This is a genomic window from Methyloversatilis sp. XJ19-13 (assembly GCF_024580155.1).
GTDB lineage: Bacteria > Pseudomonadota > Gammaproteobacteria > Burkholderiales > Rhodocyclaceae > Methyloversatilis.
This window is the reverse complement of record NZ_JANINH010000002.1, coordinates 166,266-185,491: the sequence shown is the minus strand read 5'-3', so window position 1 is coordinate 185,491 and position 19,226 is coordinate 166,266. Positions and strand designations below refer to the sequence as shown.

Genomic DNA, 19,226 nt, shown 5'->3' with positions numbered 1-19,226 from the left:
CTGACCGGATCGTCCCGCGTTCATTCGCGGCACGTCCCTTGAGCTGACCGACATGGAAACAGAACTTCGCACCCTGACCGCGCGCCTGCTGGCGCACCGCTCGATGCCGCGCACAGACCGGCTGGCGCGCCGCGCCCTGGTCGATGACGGCTTCCGCCACGCGCTCGACCAGCGGCTGGCCGCAGTCGGCCTGCAGCTGTTCGACAATCCCTATGCCGCACACATTGCGGTCGGCATCGCCGACGACATGCGCGAGCCGGTGTTCGGCCAGACACGCGAATACGCCGCCAGCAATGTCGGGCTGATGCGCGACGAACTGGCCTGGCTGATGGTGATCTGGTCGCTGATCGTGCTGCCCAAGCGCGAACGCCAGGTCAGCCGACGCGCACTGAACGACGAAGGGCAGGACGACATGTTCGGCGCCGAACAGCCGGTCGAGCACGGCGATGCGGTATCGGGCGCACTCACCGAAGCGTCGCTGGTGGCAGACTTCGGTGCCCGGCTTGGTGGCATCACGAAGCTCAGATTCACACTCGGCAAGCTGTCGCGTCTCGGATTCATCGAGCGACGCAACGGTCTGGTGTTCGAAGGCCCGCTGCTCGACGTGCTGCTCGACTACCGCATCCTGGCCGACCGCGTCATCCACGGCACGCTGGCCGACGTGCTCACCGGCGCCGGCCACGCCATGCCCGAAGCCAACGCCTTCGAACTGGCCGCCGCGGCGGACGACGACGAGGCCGAAGCATGATGCGCCCGTCCCTGGCCGGCGCGCGCCCTGCCCGCGATACGCCAGTCGATCATCGGCAGGCGGCTGATCACGGGCACCATCGCTGCCACAGCCCGCTCCCGCACACTTCTCACGCACGCTGACGAGCCACCCATGTTCCACATCAAGCAACTCGAACTGGTGCATTGGGATTTCTGGCGGCGCTTCACGCTGCCGCTCGATGCACAGATCATCACCATCGTCGGGCCGAATGGCTCGGGCAAGACCACGCTGCTTGATGCGCTGCGCACGCTGTTCGCGCTGCGCTGTTCCGGCAAGCGCGACTTCCGCCGCTACGTGCGGCGCGGCGATCACGACTACGCATGGATACGCGCCGTCGTGGCCAACGTGGCGAGCGGCACCGGCAAGCGGCCGTTCTTTCCGTGCATCCATGATGAAGTGACGCTGGCCTGCCGCATCAAGCGCGCCGGCGGCGACTGGACGCGCGACTACGCCATCCTCGACGGCAATGTCGCGATCGAAACGCTGGAATCCGGTGGCGAATGGACCGGCCTGCGCGACTACCAGAACCGCCTCGCCTGGGGCGGGCTGACGCCGGCCATCGCCAAGGTGCTGTCGCTGGAACAGGGCGACACCGACAAGCTGTGCGAATACTCGCCGCGCGCCCTGCTCGACCTGGTGTTCGACGTGTTCGGCGACAAGGAGGTGCTGGACAACTACCAGGCCGCGCGCGAGGAACAGAAAGGCGCCGAACGCGAACTCGAAGGCATCGGCCTCGACCTCGAACGGCTGCGCGCACAGGCCGAAGCCAAGCGCCTCGAAGCCGACAACTACCGGCAGTGGAAGCAGCACGCCGACGAGGTGCTGGCGCTGGAAACCGAAATCGTGCCGCGGCTCGAAGTCGCCGAACTGACGCGCGACATGTCGAACGAGCGCGGCGACCTCGCCCGGTTGCGCGATGACCTGCGCTGGCTCGGCCGCGAACAGGCCACGCTTTCGGACCGGCTTGCCGCCGTGACGGCCGAACGCGAAGCGGCCGTCGCCGCACTGGCCGAGGTGCGCGCCGACGCGCAGCAGGCGGAAGCCCGCCAGCTGGCCGCCCACGATGCGCTGCGCGACGTCGAGCGGCTGCTCGAGGAAGAACGCAAGCTGCGCGAGCGGGTGGCCAGCGAACATGGCGCCGATGCGCTGACGCTGGAAGCCGAGCACGCCGCAGCCGAAGCGCTGGCGACGAAACTGGCGGGCGAGGAGCGCATGCTGGTGGCGCAGTTCGAAGACAAGGCCGAACAACTGCGCGCCGCACAGGAACGACGCGGCGCGCCGGGCGACGCCGAGGTGAGCGCCTTCCGGGCGAATCTGGACGACGCCGGCATCGCGCACTGCGTGCTGTCCGACGTGGTCGAGGTGACCGACGTCGCCTGGCAGGCCGCGCTGGAAGCCGTGCTGCGACCATACCGCCACCTCGTGCTGCTGGAACGCGAGGACGACCGTCACGCGGCCTGGGCGCTGGGCGAACAGGCGCGCTTTCGCCACTTCATCGTCGCCGAACGCGAAACCGCGGCCGCACCGCGTGCCGGCTCGCTGGCCGAAGTGGTGCGCTTTGCCGCCGCGGTGCCGCGCTGGCTCGCCGACCTGCTGGGCCGCATGCAGCGCGTGGACAGCGCCGATGCCGCGCGTCACCTGCCGCGCGACACCGAATGGATCACCCGCGACGGCTATCACCGCGAGCGCCGCGGTGCCCGTCACCTCGGCCGCCCGGCCGAATTCCACTTCGGCGAACTGGCCCGGCAGGCGCGCATCGAGCAATTGAGCCGCGACATCGCCGGACTCGATGCCGCGCGCCGCGCGCTCAGCCCCGAGCTGGACCGGGCACGCGAACAGGTGAGCGCGCTGCGCGCCCGCCTGCTCGGCCTGCAATCGGCCAGCCTGCTGGCCCTGCGCAGCAACGAATTTGCGCAGGCCCGGGCGGCACTGCCCGGTGCGCGTTCGAGCAACGACCAGACCCTCACCGCGCGCGATGCCGCGCTGCGCGAGGTCGAGCGCCTGCGCGAAAACCTGACCGGCATCGACACCGAAATCGACCGTCGCCGCCGCGAGTTGAATGCAGTGGGTACGCGCTTGCGCGATCTGACACAGCAACTGACGCCGCGTCGCACCGAACAGGCGCAGCGACTGGTGGCGCTGCGCGCCCGCCGCCGCGGCATGCCGGCGCACTGGCTCGACCCGCGCGAACTGGCCCAGCTGACCGAACGCTACGGCGACGCCCGCGCCGCGCGGCGCGAACTGGGTCGGCTGCGTGACCTTCTGGCGACTGGCGACTGGGTCACCGACCCGTCGGCGCTCACGCTGCGCGACCGGCTGAAGGATGATCTTGCGCGGCGCGAACAGGACTACGCCAGCCGCCAGGGTTACTGCGCCACCGCCCGCCGTCACACTGACGACGCCCGCGCCGCCTACATCGCCAAACTGCGCGCCACCGTGCGTCAGTACGGCAAGAACCTGCGCGCGCTGGGCGAACTGGCCAACGTGGGCGTGGACTGCGGCGCACCGCCGCTGGACAACGACGATCTGGCGCTCGCCCAGGCCGGACTGGACGTGAGTTTCGACTTCGACCGCAAGGGCGCGGTCGGCCTGAATGACGGCGAAGCATCCGGCGGCCAGCAGGTGATGAAGTCGCTGATCCTGCTGATCGCACTGCTGATGGACGACACCCGCCCCGGCGGCTTCGTGTTCATCGACGAGCCGTTCGCCCACCTGGACGTCGCCAACATCGACCGCGTCGGCCGCTTCCTTGGCGCCACCCGCGCGCAATATCTCATCACCACCCCGGTGACGCACAACGCCAACGTGTTCGCGCCCTCCCAGCTGACACTGGTCACCAGCAAAAAGTCTCCCACCGAAAGCTGGGCACCGCCTATCGGCATCCTCAAGCGCGCGAAGTAGCGCCTGGGGGATCAGAATCTTCAGGTCAGGACGCTGTGGAAGCGGCCTGTGGGCAGCATCACCTGTGAGCAGCTTCACCTGTGGGAGCGGCGGCCTTGCCGCGATCGGCGCGTTGATCAACGATCATCGCGACATCAATCGCGGCAAGGCCGCCGCTCCCACAAGGTGGCTCCACAGGGTCGCTCCCACAGGGCCGCCTCACTGAAAGTGGCTGCGGCCCCTTGCTGCGCCTTGATCAGCCTGCCCCGCCGATGCGCGGATGAGCGGGACGCAAGGCAGCCTGAACTCGACCGTGGTGCCGACGGCGAGCGTGCTGTGCACTTCGATGCGGCCGCGCATCAGTTCGGCCATGCGCTTGCTGATCGCAAGCCCGAGACCGCTGCCGCCGAAACGTCGGGTGGTTGAGCCGTCACCCTGCTGGAACGGATTGAACAGCTGCTCGAGTTGCGAGGTGTTCATGCCGATGCCGGTATCCGACACCACGAACACGAGCTGCCCGTCGTGCAGCGACACCGACAGCCGGATACAACCGTGCTCGGTGTACTTGACCGCATTCGACAGCAGATTGAACAACACCTGCCCGATCCGCATCGGGTCGCCGAGGCAGGTGTCGGGCAGGTCTGCCGCCCGCTCGACCCGCAACTCGAGCCCCTTTGCCTGCGCGAGGACGTGCACCAGATCCACCGCGTGTGAGATGACCTCGCGCAGATCGACCGGCGTCTGTTCCATCACCATCTTGCCGGCCTCGATCTTCGAAAAGTCGAGCACATCCTCGATCACACCGAGCAGCCGGACTCCCGATGCCTGGATCTTCTCGAATGCCTCGCGCGCCTTGTCGCTGTTGCGATGGTTGCGCAGGCCTATTTCGGCGAAGCCGAGCACACCGTTGAGCGGCGTGCGGATTTCATGGCTCATGTTGGCGAGGAATTCGCTGCGCGTGCGCGCCAGTTGCTCGGCGGCCGCCAGCGCACGCTCGCTGGCGCGCGCGGCAGCAGACTGCGCGCTCATGTCGACGAAACTGATGACGGCGCCGGTGACGTCGCCGCGCTGCACGATGGGATGGACCTCATACATGACCGGAATGGCATGTCCATCGGCGTGCCAATACACCTCGTCGTCGACACGCAGCTTGCTGCCCGACACCAGCGCGCCATGGCTCGGACAGTCTGCCAGCGGGTAAGGCGATCCGTCCGGCCGGCTGTGGTGGAACAAGGTGTGGCCCGAGGTACCGATCATCTTATCGGCCGGATAACCCAGCATGTCGCAGGCAGCCGGATTGACGAAGGTGATGATGCCTTGTGTATCCACGCCGAACAGGCCGGCCGCGCTCGATTGCACGATGTGTGTGGCACGCGCTTCGGTATCGAGCAGCTCGGCGGTGCGTTGCGCGACCAGGCCTTCAAGGTTGCGGCGATGCTGGTCGAGCTCGATTTCGCTGCGCTTGCGCTCGCTGATGTCACGCCCTACTTCGACCATGGCGCGCCGCTGCTGTACATCGTCGAACAGCGGCACCCGAATCACTTCGCGCCAGGTCGGCTGCCCTTCGGCATCGACGCCGCGCTCTTCGGTGCGCGACGTCCCGCCGGCGGTCCACGCGGCGTCCTCGTATGCATGCGCCGCCGTCAGCCGGTCGACCAGTTCCGGGTGCCGGGCAAGCAGTTCGGCATCGGTGCATCCCTGCCAGTCATCGGCCTCGAGGCCGAAATTCCGGAGGCAGACGCTGTTGGCCATCAGCCAGCGGCCGTCAGCGTCCTTGAAGCGGATGGAGTCGGGCACGACTTCGATCAGCGTCTGCAGTTGCGCCTTGCGTTCGGCGAGCGCCCGGCCGCTGCGTTCAGCTTCGCCGATCTGACGCATCAGCCCTCCGCCGAGCAGCACCGACAGCAGCGCAAAACCGCCCGCCAGACCGAAGGCGACCCATACTTCGTCATCCCAGGTCGCCAGGTAATCGTCGCTCGCGGTGGCGGCGACAACCACCATCGGCACGCTTTCCATGCGCCGCAAGGTCACGATGCGTTCGTAACCGTCGGCGCCGACCGGGGTGTAGTAGGTCGTGACACGCGCGCCCTCGCCGTAAAGCTTCATCATTTCGGGCGATACACCGCGATTCCCGATCTGGCCGGCCGGCTTGTCCGGAATCGGCGGCTGGCGGGCGATCAGACCAAGTTCGGCATCACGCAATATCAGCGTGCCATACGTGCCGAGATCATAGCGACCGAGCACTTCGGAAAAATGGTCCACGGCAATGGGCGCCGCTATCACCCCGGCGAAGCGACCATCCGGATGGTTGTAGCGCAGCGTGAACGCCACGATGTACTTTTGTGCAATACGGCCGACGATCGGTTTCGTCACCCGTATCGCGTCTCCGGCGTGTTCGCGGTGCCAGGCGAAGTAGTCGCGGTCCGACCAGCTGGCGCGCACGCTGTCACTGACGCCCTTGCCCAGAATGACGACGCCGTCGGCATCGGCCACGCGAAACGACTCCAGTTCCGGCAGGCGGCCGGCATGGCGCTCGAGCATCGTGTTCATCAGCGGTACATCGATGCGGCCATCGGCCAGCTCGCGCTCGAGCTCGTCGGCGACGACGCGCAGCGCGAATTCGATCTTGCCGATGCTGTTCGACAGCGTCTGTTCGAGCGCGATCGCGACGTTCCGGGTCAGCGATTCCGCTTCCAGTTCGTGCTGCTTGCGGCTTTGCAGCACCGAATGAACGGACAGCGCGAGCACCAGCACGTTGAAGACAATCAGCGCGCCGATCAACCGCAGGCGCAAGGCGCGTGACGGCGCGTCAAGACCGAGCGTGAAGCCGCTCACTCTTCTGCGCCTTCCATCTTTCGAAGGCGAACGGCCGGGCTCGTCCAGCCACTGGAACCGCTACGCTCAAAGCCGAGCGTGGAACGATCGGTACTCCGCACCAAATCAGAACCGGGAAATTGTCACCGGCGCGAAGAATACGCCCTTGTGCGTAGATTGGCCCAATTTGACCGGGGTCTTTGATGATTGGGCGCTGCCGGCGGCATCGCTGTCCTGACCGCGGATTCAGCGTCGCCAGACTGCCCAGGCCAGCGCCAGCCAGCCGCCGATGAAAGCAAGCCCGCCCAGCGGCGTCACTGCGCCGAGGCCGCGCACACCGCTCAGCGCGAGGGCGTACAGACTACCGCTGAACAGCAGCAGCCCGAGCAGCATCAGCCAGCCGGCAGCACGCAGCGCGCGATCGTCCCGCCGATGAAGCATCAGTACGCCGATCAGGCCCAGCGCCAGCGCATGCCAGAAATGGTATTGCACGGCGGTCTGCCACACAGCCAGCAGATCGGGGGTCAGGTTCGCCTTCAAGGCGTGCGCGCCGAAGGCACCGGTCATCACGGCCAGTGCGCCGGCCAGTGCGGCCAGCGTCAGCGTGCGCCGCGCGGCAGGGTTCAATTCCGGTTGCGTATACATATATGCAGGGCAGGTGAAAAGAGGCGCTTGTCAGCGAGCGCGCTGACGAAACGGCTCAGCGCGTCTTGCGGAACACCACCACATGCTGCCATGGCAGACCGGTTTCGGTGCGCACCCATTCCAGCGCGTGAGCCGACGCCTCGCGCCGGATCTGCGACTCGCTCATCTTGTGCAGCGGCTTGATCGGCACAGTCGGGTCTTCCGCCTTGTACTCGACAAACACCACTTCGCCGCCCGGCTTGAGCGCGCGCAGGATGCTGGCCAGCACTTCGTGCGGGAAGGTGAGCTCGTGATAGACATCGACCATGACCGCCAGATCGACCGACGCCGGCGCCAGATTCACATCCGTCTCGCTGCCCAGCCTTGGTTCGATATTCGTCTGTCCGGTGCGTTTCGCAAGTCCTTCGAGCAGCCGGATCATTTCCGGCTGCACATCCACCGCCAGCACCCTGCCCCCGGGGGCGACGATTTCCGCCATGCGCCGCGACAGATAACCCGTACCGGCGCCGATGTCCGCGACCACCATGCCGGATTTCAGCGCCAGCGCCTTCAGCAGCAGGTCGGTGCGCTCTTCCTGCTCCCGCTCCGACCGTTCCAGCCAGGCCGCGCCCTGCCAGCCCATCACCATCGAAATCTCGCGCCCCATGTAGACCTTGCCGATGCCGTCCCGGCTCGGCGCGCGCTCGGCATGGCGCGCGTACTGCGCCCACGCCGGCGTCAAGGCGAAGGCGATCAGCAGCAGGAAGAAACGATGCAGGACTCGGTTCATGGCGGGCCGGATGTCGGGGGATCGAAGTGTCATGAGTGAAACCCGCCCGATAAGTTCGCGCTCGCGTGACGCCCGCCTCAGGCAGCAAGGGCTGTCGGAGCCCGGTCACCTGACCAGCCGCCCATTCGCGATCAATGGATCGCTCCCACAGGAGTGTCGCCGGATGACCGGCGTCGAGAAGCGAGCCTTTTCCGGGAGCGATCCACTGGCCGCGAACAGCCACGTCGATCCCGCCCCGTCACCTGACCCGCCACCGATTCGTGATCAATGGATCGCTCCCACGGGGGTGTCGCCGGGTGACGGTCATCAGTGAGGCGGAGTTCTTGTGGGAGCGATCCATTGATCGCGAAAGCGCGTTGCCCGGTGCAGCGGCCGATCCGTGTCGCGCCGGCAAGAAACCACATGAAACTCGTCAGGTTACGGCAAGCACTTTCCACAGGGCATAATCCGCCAGCCCGATCGTGGCTCCTGCTATGCGACCAACTCTTGAGCCACGCCCGCCACCGATGACGCACGAAGACGCATTGCCCGAGATCGATCCCGCCGCCGTCTCCGCCTTCATCGCCCGCTGGCGCGATGCAGACGGCACCGAACTGGCCAACGCGCAGACCTTCACGCGCGAACTGTGCGAACTGCTGGCGCTGCCACTGCCCGAACCGTCACGCGCCGACACGCAGGACAACGCCTATGTGTTCGAACGCCGCGTGATGTTCAGCCATGGAGACGGCAGCACCTCGGAAGGCCGCATCGACTGCTACCGGCGCGGCGCCTTTGTGCTGGAAGCCAAGCGCCTGCAGGCCGGCGCCCACACCCGCGGCTTCGACGACGCACTGCTGCGCGCCCGCACCCAGGCCGAACGCTATGCCCGAGCATTGCCGGTGGCCGAGGGCCGTCCGCCCTTCGTCGTCGTGGTCGACGTCGGCCGCGTGATCGAGCTGTACGCCGAGTTCTCGCGCAGCGGCGCCACCTACACGCCCTACCCCGACCCGCGCAGCCACCGCATCCGGCTCGACGACCTCGCGAAGCCCGAGATCCGGGCGCGCCTGCGCGCCGTGTGGCTCGATCCGGCTGCCCTCGACCCGGCGCGCATTTCCGGCAAGGTGACGCGCGACGTTGCGGTGCGGCTGGCCAGCGTCGCCAAATCGCTCGAAGCCGACGGCCACGACGCCGAAGCCGTCGCCGGCTTTCTCACCCGCTGCCTGTTTTCGATGTTCGCCGAAGACGTGGGCCTGTTGCCGGCGCGCAGCTTCAGCACCCTGCTCGACGACCTGTCGCGGAACACGCAGCAGTTCGTGCCGCTGCTCGCCGCGCTGTGGCGCGAAATGGATGTCGGCGGTTTTTCCGCCGTGCTGCGCGACACGCTGCCGCGCTTCAACGGCAAGCTGTTCAAGCAACCCGAGGTGCTGCCGCTCAAGCGCGAACAGATCGTGCTGCTGCGCGAAGCCGCGCGCGCCGACTGGCGCCAGGTCGAGCCGGCCATCTTCGGCACCCTGCTCGAACGCGCGCTCGACCCGGACGAACGCCACGCGCTCGGCGCCCACTACACGCCGCGCAGCTATGTCGAGCGCCTCGTGCTGCCCACCGTCATCGAGCCGCTGCGCATGCAGTGGGCCAATGTGCAGGCGGCCGCGCTCACGCTGGCGCGCGAAGGCAAGGTTGACGCCGCACGCGCCGAAATCAGCCGCTTTCACCACCAGCTGTGCAACATCCGCGTACTCGACCCGGCCTGCGGCAGCGGCAACTTCCTGTACGTCACGCTGGAACACCTGAAGCGGCTGGAAGGCGAGGTGCTGAATCAGGCCGGCGAACTGGGCGCCTCGATGGCGCTGGAAACCGAAGGTCTGAGCGTCGACCCGCACCAGTTTCTCGGGCTGGAAATCAACCCGCGCGCGGCCGCCATTGCCGAACTGGTGTTGTGGATCGGTTATCTGCAGTGGCACTTCCGCACCCGCGGTGCCGGTCTGCCCCCGCAGCCGGTGCTGCGCGACTTCCGCAACATCGAATGCCGCGATGCCGTGCTCGCCTGCGACCGCATCGAATTCGCGACCGACCCGGCCGGCGTTCCGCTCACCCGCTGGGACGGCCACACCTTCAAGCCGCACCCGGCCACCGGCGAGCCGGTGCCCGACGACAACGCCCGCGTGCCGCTCGAGCGCCACATCAACCCGCGCCGCGCAGACTGGCCGGCGGCCGACTATGTGGTCGGCAACCCGCCGTTCATCGGCGCCGGGCCGATGCGCGCCGCACTCGGTGACGGCTATGTCGACGCGCTGCGCCATGTGTGGCACGACGTGCCCGACTCGGCCGATTTCGTCATGTTCTGGTGGCATCACGCCGCCGACCTGACGCGCGCCGGGGCGCTGCAGCGCTTCGGTTTCATCACGACCAACAGCCTGAAACAGACCTTCAACCGCCGCGTCGTCGACGCCCAGTTGAAAGCCGCGCCGCCACTGTCGCTCGCCTTCGCCATCCCCGACCACCCGTGGGTGGACAGCGCCAACGGCGCCGCCGTGCGCATTGCGATGACGGTGGGCCGCGCGGGCGCGGGCAGCGGACGGCTGCTGACCGTCGTGGCCGAGACGCCGACCAGGGACGATGAGGTGGCGGTGACGCTGGCCGACAAAGCCGGAGTACTGCATGCCGACCTGACCATTGGAGCCGACCTCGTCGCTGCCCGCGCGTTGAAATCCAACGGCGGTCTGTCATCGCCGGGTTTCAAGCTGCACGGCGCGGGCTTCATCGTCACACCGGATCAGGCTGCGTCGCTTTCCGTCGACGGCGACACCGGGCTGAAGGCGCTCATCAAGCCCTACCGCAACGGCCGCGACCTGACCGACCGGCCGCGCGGCGTGCTCATCATCGACGCCTTCGGCCTGACCGCTGACGAACTGCGCGCGCGCTTTCCGGCTGTCTATCAGTGGCTGCTCGAACGGGTGAAGCCGGAGCGCGACGCGAAGGGGAATACGAAAGACGGCGCCGGCTATGCAAAGTACTGGTGGCTGTTCGGCAAACCCCGTCAGGAACTGCGGAAGTTTCTCGTCGGCCTGCCCCGCTACATCGCCACCGTCGAGACCGCGAAGCACCGCGCTTTCCAGTTCCTGGACGCCAGTGTGGCGCCCGACAACATGCTGGTGTGCATCGCGCTCGACGACGCCACGGCGCTCGGCGTGCTGTCCAGCCGCGTCCATACCGCATGGGCACTCGCCGCCGGCAGCCGGCTCGGTGTCGGCAATGATCCGCGCTACAACAAAACCCGCTGCTTCGAACCCTTCCCCTTTCCCGACTTGTCTTCCGACCTGCGCCTGCGCATCGCCGCGCTGGCCGAACAGATCGACGCCCACCGCAAGCGCCAGCAGGCGGCGCACGCCGACGTGACGCTGACCGGCATGTACAACGTGCTGGAAAAGCTGCGGCGCGACGAGCCGCTGAACGCAAAGGAAAAGACCCTGCACCAGCACGGCCTGGTCGCCGTGCTCGACCAGTTGCACCGCGAACTCGACGCGGCAGTGCTCGACGCCTACGGCTGGAGCGACCTCGCCCCCGCGCTGGTCGGCGCCCCCGGCGCGCTCACCCCGCTGACCGACAAGCCCGAGGCGCTGGCGCAGGCGGAAGCCGAGCTGCTGGAACGTCTGGTCGCGCTGAACGCCGCGCGCGCCGCCGAAGAGGCGCAGGGGCTGGTGCGCTGGCTGCGCCCCGACTTCCAGACGGCCGGCAGCGCAAGCCGCGTGCAGACCGAAATCGAAGGCGCCGACACCGAAGCGCCCGCCGCCCCGCCTGTACCGGTCGCCCGCCAGCCCTGGCCGGCCGAACTGCCGCAGCAGATCGCCGCTGTGGCCGGCGTGCTCGCCGCCAGCGCCGCGCCGCTCGACCTCGCCGCGCTGGCCGGCCACTTCACCGGCAAGGGCGCGTGGAAGAAGCGCCTGCCGCAACTGCTCGACACGCTCGCCGCGCTCGGCCGTGCACGCTGTGACGACCAGCGCTGGCGCAGCACCTGAGCCCGCGCAAAGGGCCATGGCTGGCGTCCTGGAAACCGGGCGAGCGGGACGATCTGTTTTCGAGCCGGTGCGCGATTGCGCGTGGCAAACCTGTCTGCATATATATATAGGTGGCCCGGGCGTGATGCCCGCTCCGCCGGAGAGGCTGCATGAACCCGACCACGCCGACGCCGGATTCCACCCCGCCCGACTGGACCTCACCCGATGCCGAAGGTCTGAGCTGCCTGCGCCCGGGCGACCCGACGCGCGCGACGCTGCGTGACCGTCGCCACTGGCGCTGCCTGCGCCCGGTGTCGCCGCAGATGGACACCTGGCCGGGCGAGTGGCGCACCATGGTTGCCCACTGGGTGGCGCGACGCGGTGATGCGCCGGTGCGACGCGACGTCCTGCTCAAAGCGGCGGGTGCGGCACGCGCGCACGACATGGACCGCGTGATCGGCCTGCTGCTGCGCGCCGGGCAGATCGAGACCGAAGAGCGTTTCGAGCGCGGCAGCTGGTGGCTGCATGCCGTGCGCTTCACGGGTGCATCGGCCCTGCGTGCCGCGCTGGGCCTGCCCGAACCGGATCGCGCACGACAGGACTGGGCCGGCCGTCGCATGCAGCGCTTTGCCGATACCGAACTCGATGCGGCTGCGGAGGCGCTCGACGCCGGACCTCCGGCACGTGCGCTGGCGCGCCTGACGCTGCTCGAATCGCTCGCCGCATGGAGCGCTCAGGGCCGCAGCGGCACCTGGCGCGATTTCGCGCAGTTCGCGCGCGGTGACACGAAAGCCATCGGCAGCAGCGAACGCGACTGGCTGAACACCGCCGTGAGCCTTGCTCAACGCGGGATCGAAGATCACACGCCCTTGCTGCGCCTGCGCGCGCCGCTGCGACTGCACAGCGCAACAGGCACGCTGGACATCGCCGCTGCCGGTGATTTCATCGGTTTGAGCGTGCGCACCCTGATGGCGGCGCGCATCGACGGTCACCCAGACTGCTGGCGGCTGGTCGAGAACCTCAGCAGCTTCGAGCGTGTGGCGCGCAGCGCATCCGCGGGCGACGCCGTGTTGTGGCTGCCCGGCTATCCGCCGGCGTGGTGGCTGGGCGCGGTGCGAACCCTGCTTGCGGCTGCGCCCGCTCCCGCCTTCATCGCCTGCGACCCCGACCCGGACGGTATCGCCATCGCCTTGCAGGCAGCCGCGCCGTGGCGCGATGCAGGGCTGGACTGGGAACCGTGGAAAATGTCGGACGACGACCTCGCTGCGCTGCCGGTGCGCCGCCCGCTCGGCGCTCGTGACGCCGACAAGGCGCGTGGTCTGCTCGACAACGGCCTGCCGCCAGTGCTGGACAGCCTGGCGCGCTGGATGCTGGAACACGGCGAAAAGGGCGAGCAGGAGGCGATGCTGTGATGCGCTCAGCGCATCGGAGACGCTTGAAACCGCGAGCACTGATTCCATGCACCTGCCGGCCTGCGCCGCACATCGCCCCGTGCGGCAAGGCATTGCCCGGCATGGCTGCCGGTGGCGCGCTGAATGCCTGTGCCGGTCGCGTTGCCGCAACCCGGAGCCCACCCGTGCCCGTCCGCCATCTGCCCGCCACCCGCGCCGTGGCCATCGCGCTGTCCCCGGCCCCGTTCAGGCCGAACTGCTGTCCGGCGATACCGGGCCGCTCGACGAACCGACGCTGATCTGCATCCGCATGGACAGCGTCGACTTCGCGTTCGCCTGGGGCGCGAACACCGTTGGTCGCGCCTGCCTGCATCGCAGCGAAACGGCGCGGGCGGAGGGCGCGGCGAACCCTCCCGGGGCGGCAGTGGATCGCCGCGCCCGCAACAACGCGCCGCCCGCAGCGCGGCGCCGCTCACACCATGCGTTCGGGCCTCACCCAGTCATCGAACTGGTCGGCGCTGACGTCGCCGAGCGCCAGTGCCGCCTCGCGCAGGCTCAGTCCGTTGGCGTGGGCGTGATGCGCGATGGCGGCGGCGCGGTCGTAGCCGATGTGCGGGCTGAGCGCGGTCACCAGCATCAGCGATCGCGACAGCAGGTCGGCGATGCGTGCACGGTCCGGCTCGATGCCGCGGGCGCAGTGTGAATCGAAGCTCGCCACGGCATCGGTCAGCAGGCGAGTGCTCTGCATGAAGTTATGAGCAATCAATGGCTTGAAGACATTAAGCTCGAAACTGCCTGAAGCTGCGCCGATGCCCAGAGCCACGTCATTGCCCATGACCTGGCAGCACACCATGGTGAGTGCCTCGCACTGCGTGGGATTGACCTTGCCCGGCATGATGGAACTGCCCGGCTCGTTCTCGGGAAGCACCAGTTCGCCCAATCCGCAGCGCGGGCCGGAGGCCAGCCAACGGACGTCATTGGCAATCTTCATCAACGCACCGGCCAGGGTTTTCAGCGCACCATGCGCGGTCATCAGCGCTTCATGTCCGGCCAGCGCGGCATAGGGATTCGCTGCGCGACGAAACGACAGGCCGGTGTCGCACGCAAGGCGGGCGGCCACCCGCTGGCCGAATTCCGGATGGGTGTTGAGCCCGGTGCCGACCGCGGTGGCGCCGACCGCCAGCTCGAGCAGGCCGTCGAGGCTGGTCCGCACGCCCTGCTCCGCCAGCGCGAGTTGCGCCACCCAGCCCGACATTTCCTGCCCGAGCGTCAGCGGCGTGGCGTCCTGCAGATGGGTGCGGCCGATCTTCACGATGCCGGCGAACGCCGATGACTTGCCGTCCAGCGTGGCGCGCAGCGACGCCAGCGCCGGCAACAGCGTATGCGTCACGGCCTGCGCGGCAGCGACGTGCATCGCGGTGGGAAAGATGTCGTTCGACGACTGACCCAGATTGACGTGGTCGTTGGGATGAACGCGGCGCGCCTCGCCCCGGCCGCCCCCCATGCGCTCCGACGCCAGATTGGCCAGCACCTCGTTCATGTTCATGTGGGTCTGCGTGCCGGAGCCGGTCTGCCAGACCGACAGCGGAAAGGCATCGGCATGCGCGCCGGCCAGGATTTCGTCGGCCGCGGAGGCGATGGCCTGTGCACGTTCGGCGTCGAGCAGGCCCAGTTCGCCATTGACGAGGGCGGCGCTGCGCTTCACCCGGGCCAATGCATGCAGCAGCGCGTCGGGCATGCGTTCTATGGAAATGTGGAAATGCGCCAGCGAACGCTGTGTCTGCGCGCCCCACAACGCGCCGGCGGGTACCTCGATGTCGCCGAACGCGTCGCGTTCGGTCCGTGTGTCGGTGGTCATGGCAAGCCCTCCAGAGCGATGGCGGATCGCGAACCGATCCGGCCGACTGCTCACCCAGCCTAGCCCCTCGCGGCGCAATGTGCCTGAGCAGGCCGGTCGAACGCTTGTCATCTATGCTGGAAGCGCGGGGATGCAGCGGCGATCTGATGCACATGCGCGCCGCGTCCGACGCTGACAACGATGGATCAGAAGAGGAGAAGAACCATGCTTATCGTTCATCACCTGAACAACTCGCGTTCGCACCGTATCGTGTGGCTGTGCGAGGAACTGGGCATCGACTACGAACTGGTCAAGCACCTGCGCGACCCGGACAGCCAGCGCTCGCCGGATTCGCTGAAGGCGGTGCACCCACTGGGCAAGGCCCCCGTGATCCAGCACAACGGGCAGAAGATCGTCGAGTCCGAAGCGGTCATCGAATACATCTGCAATGTATGCGCCGACGGCCGGCTCAGCGTGAAGCCGACATCGCCCGAATACGGGCCGTACCAGCAGTGGCTGGCGTTTGCCGAAGGCACGCTGTTTCCGGGCCTGCTGGTCGATCTGGTCGATGCGTGGACCGGTCGCGGCAACCCTGACCTGATGGGTTTCTTCGACGTCGAAACCGCGAAGAACCACCAGTTCGCCGAAGACGCGCTGACCGGACGGGATTACCTGCTCGAATCCGGATTTTCAGCGGCTGACATCAATCTGGGCTGGGCGCTCGAATTCAGCGAGTGCCGCGGCTGGCTGCGCGACTACCCGGCGCTGCAGGCCTACGTCGAACGTCTGCGCGCCCGCCCCGCCTACCGCAAGGCGATCTCGAACGGCGGTCCGCAGGACCTGTCGGTGTTTTCCGCCGGCGCGCGCTGACCCGAAGCACGCCCGCCGGGCGGTTTCCGGGGGTGCGTCCGGGGGTGCGTCATTTCGCCACGGCGGGCGACTGCAGGAAGGCGTCGAAGGCGGCGCAGAACACCTCCGGCACCTCGAAGTACGGCATCGCGCCGGTCTGGAACACGGTGACCGTCCAGTTGCCGCCGCCGGTCACCCTGTCCATGCCGGTGTAGTTGGTGAAATCGCCGCGCACGCCGTGGCTCACCCACACCGGATGCGGAATGGCTTCATACACGGTGTGGATGTCGGCGCTGAACAGCCCGCCGGACAGGAAATACAGCGGCGCAAAACGCGCACCGGGCTGGCGCGTGGTCAGCACGTCGTATGCCCACATGGTCTCGTCGATGTTCTTGCCGCCCCAGGTGCGCTCCAGAAAGTAGCGGATCACGCCCGGTCGCGTCAGCTGGCGGAACAGCCAGTCGGCCCACAGCGGTGCGCTCAGCGTGGCATACAGCCCGGGCACCGCCCGCGTACTGCACGGCTCGCCACGCCTCGGCGTACGGCCATTCAGGCCGGTCGGGCTGACCAGCGCCACCGTTCGCCAGTCATCCGGCCGCTCGGCCGCCGCCCGTGCGAGGTACTCGCAACCGAGTGACACGGCAAGTCCATCCACCTTCGCCCCGCCGCTCAAGGCACGGATGTGCCGTGCCGACGTGTGCAGCGCGTCGGTCATCAGACGCGGCGAATACACCCGGTCTTCGCGCGGGCTTAAGCCATAGCCCGGCAGATCGATGGCATAGACCGTGTGGGTCGCGGCGTAGCGCTCGTATAGCGGTCGCATTTCTGCCGCCGACGCGGCCGCGTTGATGCTGTGAACGAGCAGCATCGGCGGGCCGTCACCGGCGCGGTAGCAGTTCAGTCCGTCGAAAGACAGTCGCTCACCCGGCAGGGCGGGCGGCAGGACAGGCTGGGCGTCCAATGGAATCCTTGTCGGGTCGGCAGGTGGCCGAACAGTAGCAGGATGACGCGGCTCCCGCTGACTGGATCAGATCAGCAAAAAGTCATGTCGCGCTCAGCTTCACGCGGGCGCGGCGCGGTTGCCTCGCAAGGAGATCAGCACGCGGCCGCCCCGGAAAATCGTCGCGCGCCGTACCCTTCAGTTGCTTGCCGGTTCGATGCCTGGTCAAGGCCGATCTCGGCCAAGCCGCTTGCCAGGAGGATAGAAGATGTTCTGCACTGCATCGCGCAGTTCTTCCAGGTCCTGAGGCTTGGAAATCAGTTCGCGCACCCCGGCTGCGGCGGCTTGTGTGCGCAATTCCTCGGTGACGTACCCTGAGATGAGGATCACCGGCAAATCCGGCAGGGCATCGCGAATCGCCTTCGCGATCTCAAGGCCCGATGTACCTGGCATGTTGTAATCGGTCACCACCAGGTCGGCGCAAACCTTGCCGGAAAGCACTGCGTCAAGCGCCTCCCGCTGTTCGATGTAGGCGCTGACGCGATAGCCCCAGCGTTCGATCATCCGCTTGCTTGCGTACAGCTGCGCCTGATCGTCGTCGATGTAGAGGATCAGCCGGCCACGGCCTTCGGCAGCCTGCCCCGCTCTTTCGATCGGGTCTGGCGCGGCAGCCATGTCGTTCGTGCCCGGAAGATACACCTCGAACTTGCTGCCTTTGCCAGGCTCGCTGTGCACAACGATCGCTCCCGCGTGAGCCTGCACGATGCCATGCACCACGCACAGGCCCAATCCTGTGCCTTTGCCTGATGGCCTTGTCGTGAAAAACGGTTCGAAGATGCGACGTTGCGTCGCTGCGTCCATCCCGTGTCCAGTGTCGCTGACGACGATCCGGGTGTAACGGCCCGGCCGCTGGGCAGGATCGGGGCGCGCCGAGGTTTCGTCGAACGTCACGCCATCAACGCGAATCTCGATGGTCCCGGGCCGGCCCTCCATCGCTTGCGCAGCGTTGACACCCAGGTTCAGCAGCACCTGTGTCAATTGAGTCAAATCGCCAAGTACGAAGGGCGTGTCGGCGGCGCAGTGGCACTCGACCCGCATTCCTCCGAGCAACCCTGCACGCAGCAAGCGAACGCTCTCCGTGACGATCGAAGGAATCGAGACCACTTGGTGCGACGTCACCTGTCGTCGGCTGAACGTCAGAATTTGTTGCACCAGGTCTCTGGCACGGTGACTGGCCTTCTCGATTTCAGTCAGGCTCACGAGTGCCTGAGAGTTGTATGAGGCGTCCTGCCGTGCCAATTCGGCATTGATCAATATGGTGCCCAGGATGTTGTTGAAGTCGTGGGCGACACCGCCCGCCAGGGTCCCGATCGCCTCCAGTTTCTGCGATTCGCGCAATTGCGCCTCGAGACGCTGATGCTCCTGCTCCGCCTTCTTGCGCCCGGTGATGTCGCGGATCACGGCCAGCAGGCCGGAAAAGGTTTCATCTTCCGCGCGCAACTGGCTCACCGAGGACTCGACATCGATTGCTTCGCCGCTGCGCTTCACGTGGACGTTCTCGCCGCACCAGAAGCCGGTCTCCCGCAGAGCAGTCATCGCGGCTGCTTCGTCTTCCGGACGCAGCCAGCGATACTGATAAATTTCGGAAAGTCGGCGCCCAAGTGCGTTGGGGGCAGAGACACCATACTGACGTTCGGCCGCGGCGTTGAGAAAAGTCACGCGCTGGTCGTTGTCGATGGTGACGACCGCATCGCTGACTTGCGCGAGGATTTCGCCGCGAAAGCGGCTTGACTCGGCATCCAGGCCCTCAAGGCGGAAGATTTTCGGGCCTGCCGCGGTTTCAACGACGAGCGCGTCCACCACCCCGCTTCGGATGGCCTGCAGCGTGTCCTCCGCCTCCTCCAGTCGGGCGAGCAGATCGGCGTTTTGCGCGAGGAGCGTCGCGGCGCTGGCAGATTTGGCGCGCACGGCGGGTCAGTGACCTTCGTCGGTAGTGACTCGATCGCCGGCCTTGCGCAAATCGAGCCCAAGCAGGATGTTTTCCGTGTGCGACATGTCGCCGATGAAGCGCCGCAGCGGCAGCGGCAGTGTTTTGACCAGGGTTGGTGCGGCGATGATCTGCTCGCCTTCGGCCAGTTCCGGGTGCTGAGAGATATCCACGACTTCCAGGTCGTAACGCCCTTGCAGATGCGCCTCGCAAATCCTGCGAACGTTCACGATCGCGCGCTCGGAGTTGCGGGTCGAGCCGGTGACGTAAAGCCGCATGACGTAGCGCGCGCTGTCAAGCTTCGCAGCTGCGGCTTCAAAGCCAAGCAGCGTGCGCAGGGTCGAGGGTTGCTTTCTCATGAGCAGTCCGCG

At 67.3% G+C, this 19,226-nt stretch carries 12 protein-coding genes; 5 read left to right on the top strand and 7 right to left on the bottom strand.

What is annotated here, in order from left to right; genetic code table 11:
* Positions 1-52: 52 nt before the first annotated feature.
* Entirely contained in the window at positions 53-748 is a 696-nt protein-coding gene (locus NMQ14_RS03410) for a hypothetical protein (RefSeq protein WP_257093500.1), read from the top strand.
* A 132-nt stretch (positions 749-880) separates the two neighbouring features.
* Positions 881-3,670 (top strand): AAA family ATPase, encoded by a 2,790-nt coding sequence (locus NMQ14_RS03405; RefSeq protein ID WP_257093498.1) that lies wholly within the window; start codon positions 881-883, stop codon positions 3,668-3,670.
* Positions 3,671-3,868: 198 nt separating this feature from the next.
* Here NMQ14_RS03405 and NMQ14_RS19825 read toward each other — a convergent pair whose 3' ends face one another.
* The 3 genes from NMQ14_RS19825 to NMQ14_RS03390 all read right to left on the bottom strand — a co-directional run bounded on the left by NMQ14_RS19825 (position 3,869) and on the right by NMQ14_RS03390 (position 7,877).
* Positions 3,869-6,484, bottom strand: coding sequence for an ATP-binding protein (locus NMQ14_RS19825; protein ID WP_257093496.1), 2,616 nt, complete (start codon positions 6,482-6,484; stop codon positions 3,869-3,871).
* 225 nt (positions 6,485-6,709) lie between these two features.
* Positions 6,710-7,108 carry a DUF423 domain-containing protein gene (locus NMQ14_RS03395; RefSeq protein WP_373457174.1) on the bottom strand — a complete coding sequence of 133 codons (399 nt, stop codon included), beginning with the start codon at positions 7,106-7,108 and terminating at the stop codon, positions 6,710-6,712.
* 55 nt (positions 7,109-7,163) lie between these two features.
* Positions 7,164-7,877: a class I SAM-dependent methyltransferase gene (locus NMQ14_RS03390; protein WP_257093494.1), complete on the bottom strand. Its 714-nt coding sequence runs from the start codon at positions 7,875-7,877 to the stop codon at positions 7,164-7,166.
* A gap of 506 nt (positions 7,878-8,383) precedes the next feature.
* Between NMQ14_RS03390 and NMQ14_RS03385 the strand changes: the two genes are divergently transcribed.
* Together NMQ14_RS03385 and NMQ14_RS03380 are read left to right on the top strand one after the other, a co-directional pair.
* A complete protein-coding gene (locus NMQ14_RS03385) occupies positions 8,384-11,872 on the top strand; it encodes a DNA methyltransferase (RefSeq protein ID WP_257093492.1) in 3,489 nt (1,162 codons plus the stop codon).
* Between the two features lie 149 nt (positions 11,873-12,021).
* On the top strand, positions 12,022-13,263 hold the full coding sequence (locus NMQ14_RS03380) for a hypothetical protein (protein ID WP_257093490.1): 1,242 nt from the start codon (positions 12,022-12,024) through the stop codon (positions 13,261-13,263).
* A 451-nt stretch (positions 13,264-13,714) separates the two neighbouring features.
* On the opposite strand, the gene fumC is transcribed toward NMQ14_RS03380, so the two are convergent.
* The gene (fumC, locus tag NMQ14_RS03375) at positions 13,715-15,100 is read right to left on the bottom strand and encodes a class II fumarate hydratase (RefSeq protein WP_257093488.1); all 1,386 of its coding nucleotides are present in this window, start codon (positions 15,098-15,100) and stop codon (positions 13,715-13,717) included.
* 204 nt (positions 15,101-15,304) lie between these two features.
* Between fumC and NMQ14_RS03370 the strand changes: the two genes are divergently transcribed.
* On the top strand, positions 15,305-15,949 hold the full coding sequence (locus tag NMQ14_RS03370; RefSeq protein ID WP_257093486.1) for a glutathione S-transferase family protein: 645 nt from the start codon (positions 15,305-15,307) through the stop codon (positions 15,947-15,949).
* 49 nt (positions 15,950-15,998) lie between these two features.
* Here the strand turns inward: NMQ14_RS03370 and NMQ14_RS03365 are convergent, their stop codons facing one another.
* The 3 genes from NMQ14_RS03365 to NMQ14_RS03355 all read right to left on the bottom strand — a co-directional run bounded on the left by NMQ14_RS03365 (position 15,999) and on the right by NMQ14_RS03355 (position 19,214).
* Entirely contained in the window at positions 15,999-16,889 is an 891-nt protein-coding gene (locus NMQ14_RS03365; protein ID WP_257093485.1) for an alpha/beta fold hydrolase, read from the bottom strand.
* A gap of 204 nt (positions 16,890-17,093) precedes the next feature.
* A complete protein-coding gene (locus NMQ14_RS03360) occupies positions 17,094-18,836 on the bottom strand; it encodes an ATP-binding protein (RefSeq protein WP_257093483.1) in 1,743 nt (580 codons plus the stop codon).
* A 6-nt stretch (positions 18,837-18,842) separates the two neighbouring features.
* Positions 18,843-19,214: a circadian clock KaiB family protein gene (locus NMQ14_RS03355; protein ID WP_257093481.1), complete on the bottom strand. Its 372-nt coding sequence runs from the start codon at positions 19,212-19,214 to the stop codon at positions 18,843-18,845.
* Positions 19,215-19,226 lie beyond the last annotated feature (12 nt).

Bases quoted from the DNA above. Each gene is read 5' to 3' on its own strand.
- NMQ14_RS03410 (WP_257093500.1), top strand. From the start codon at position 53: ATGGAAACAGAACTTCGCACCCTGACCGCGCGCCTGCTGGCGCACCGC.
- NMQ14_RS03405 (WP_257093498.1), top strand. From the start codon at position 881: ATGTTCCACATCAAGCAACTCGAACTGGTGCATTGGGATTTCTGGCGG.
- NMQ14_RS03395 (WP_373457174.1), bottom strand. From the start codon at position 7,108: ATGTATACGCAACCGGAATTGAACCCTGCCGCGCGGCGCACGCTGACG.
- NMQ14_RS03390 (WP_257093494.1), bottom strand. From the start codon at position 7,877: ATGAACCGAGTCCTGCATCGTTTCTTCCTGCTGCTGATCGCCTTCGCC.
- NMQ14_RS03385 (WP_257093492.1), top strand. From the start codon at position 8,384: ATGACGCACGAAGACGCATTGCCCGAGATCGATCCCGCCGCCGTCTCC.
- NMQ14_RS03380 (WP_257093490.1), top strand. From the start codon at position 12,022: ATGAACCCGACCACGCCGACGCCGGATTCCACCCCGCCCGACTGGACC.
- fumC (WP_257093488.1), bottom strand. From the start codon at position 15,100: ATGACCACCGACACACGGACCGAACGCGACGCGTTCGGCGACATCGAG.
- NMQ14_RS03370 (WP_257093486.1), top strand. From the start codon at position 15,305: ATGCTTATCGTTCATCACCTGAACAACTCGCGTTCGCACCGTATCGTG.
- NMQ14_RS03355 (WP_257093481.1), bottom strand. From the start codon at position 19,214: ATGAGAAAGCAACCCTCGACCCTGCGCACGCTGCTTGGCTTTGAAGCC.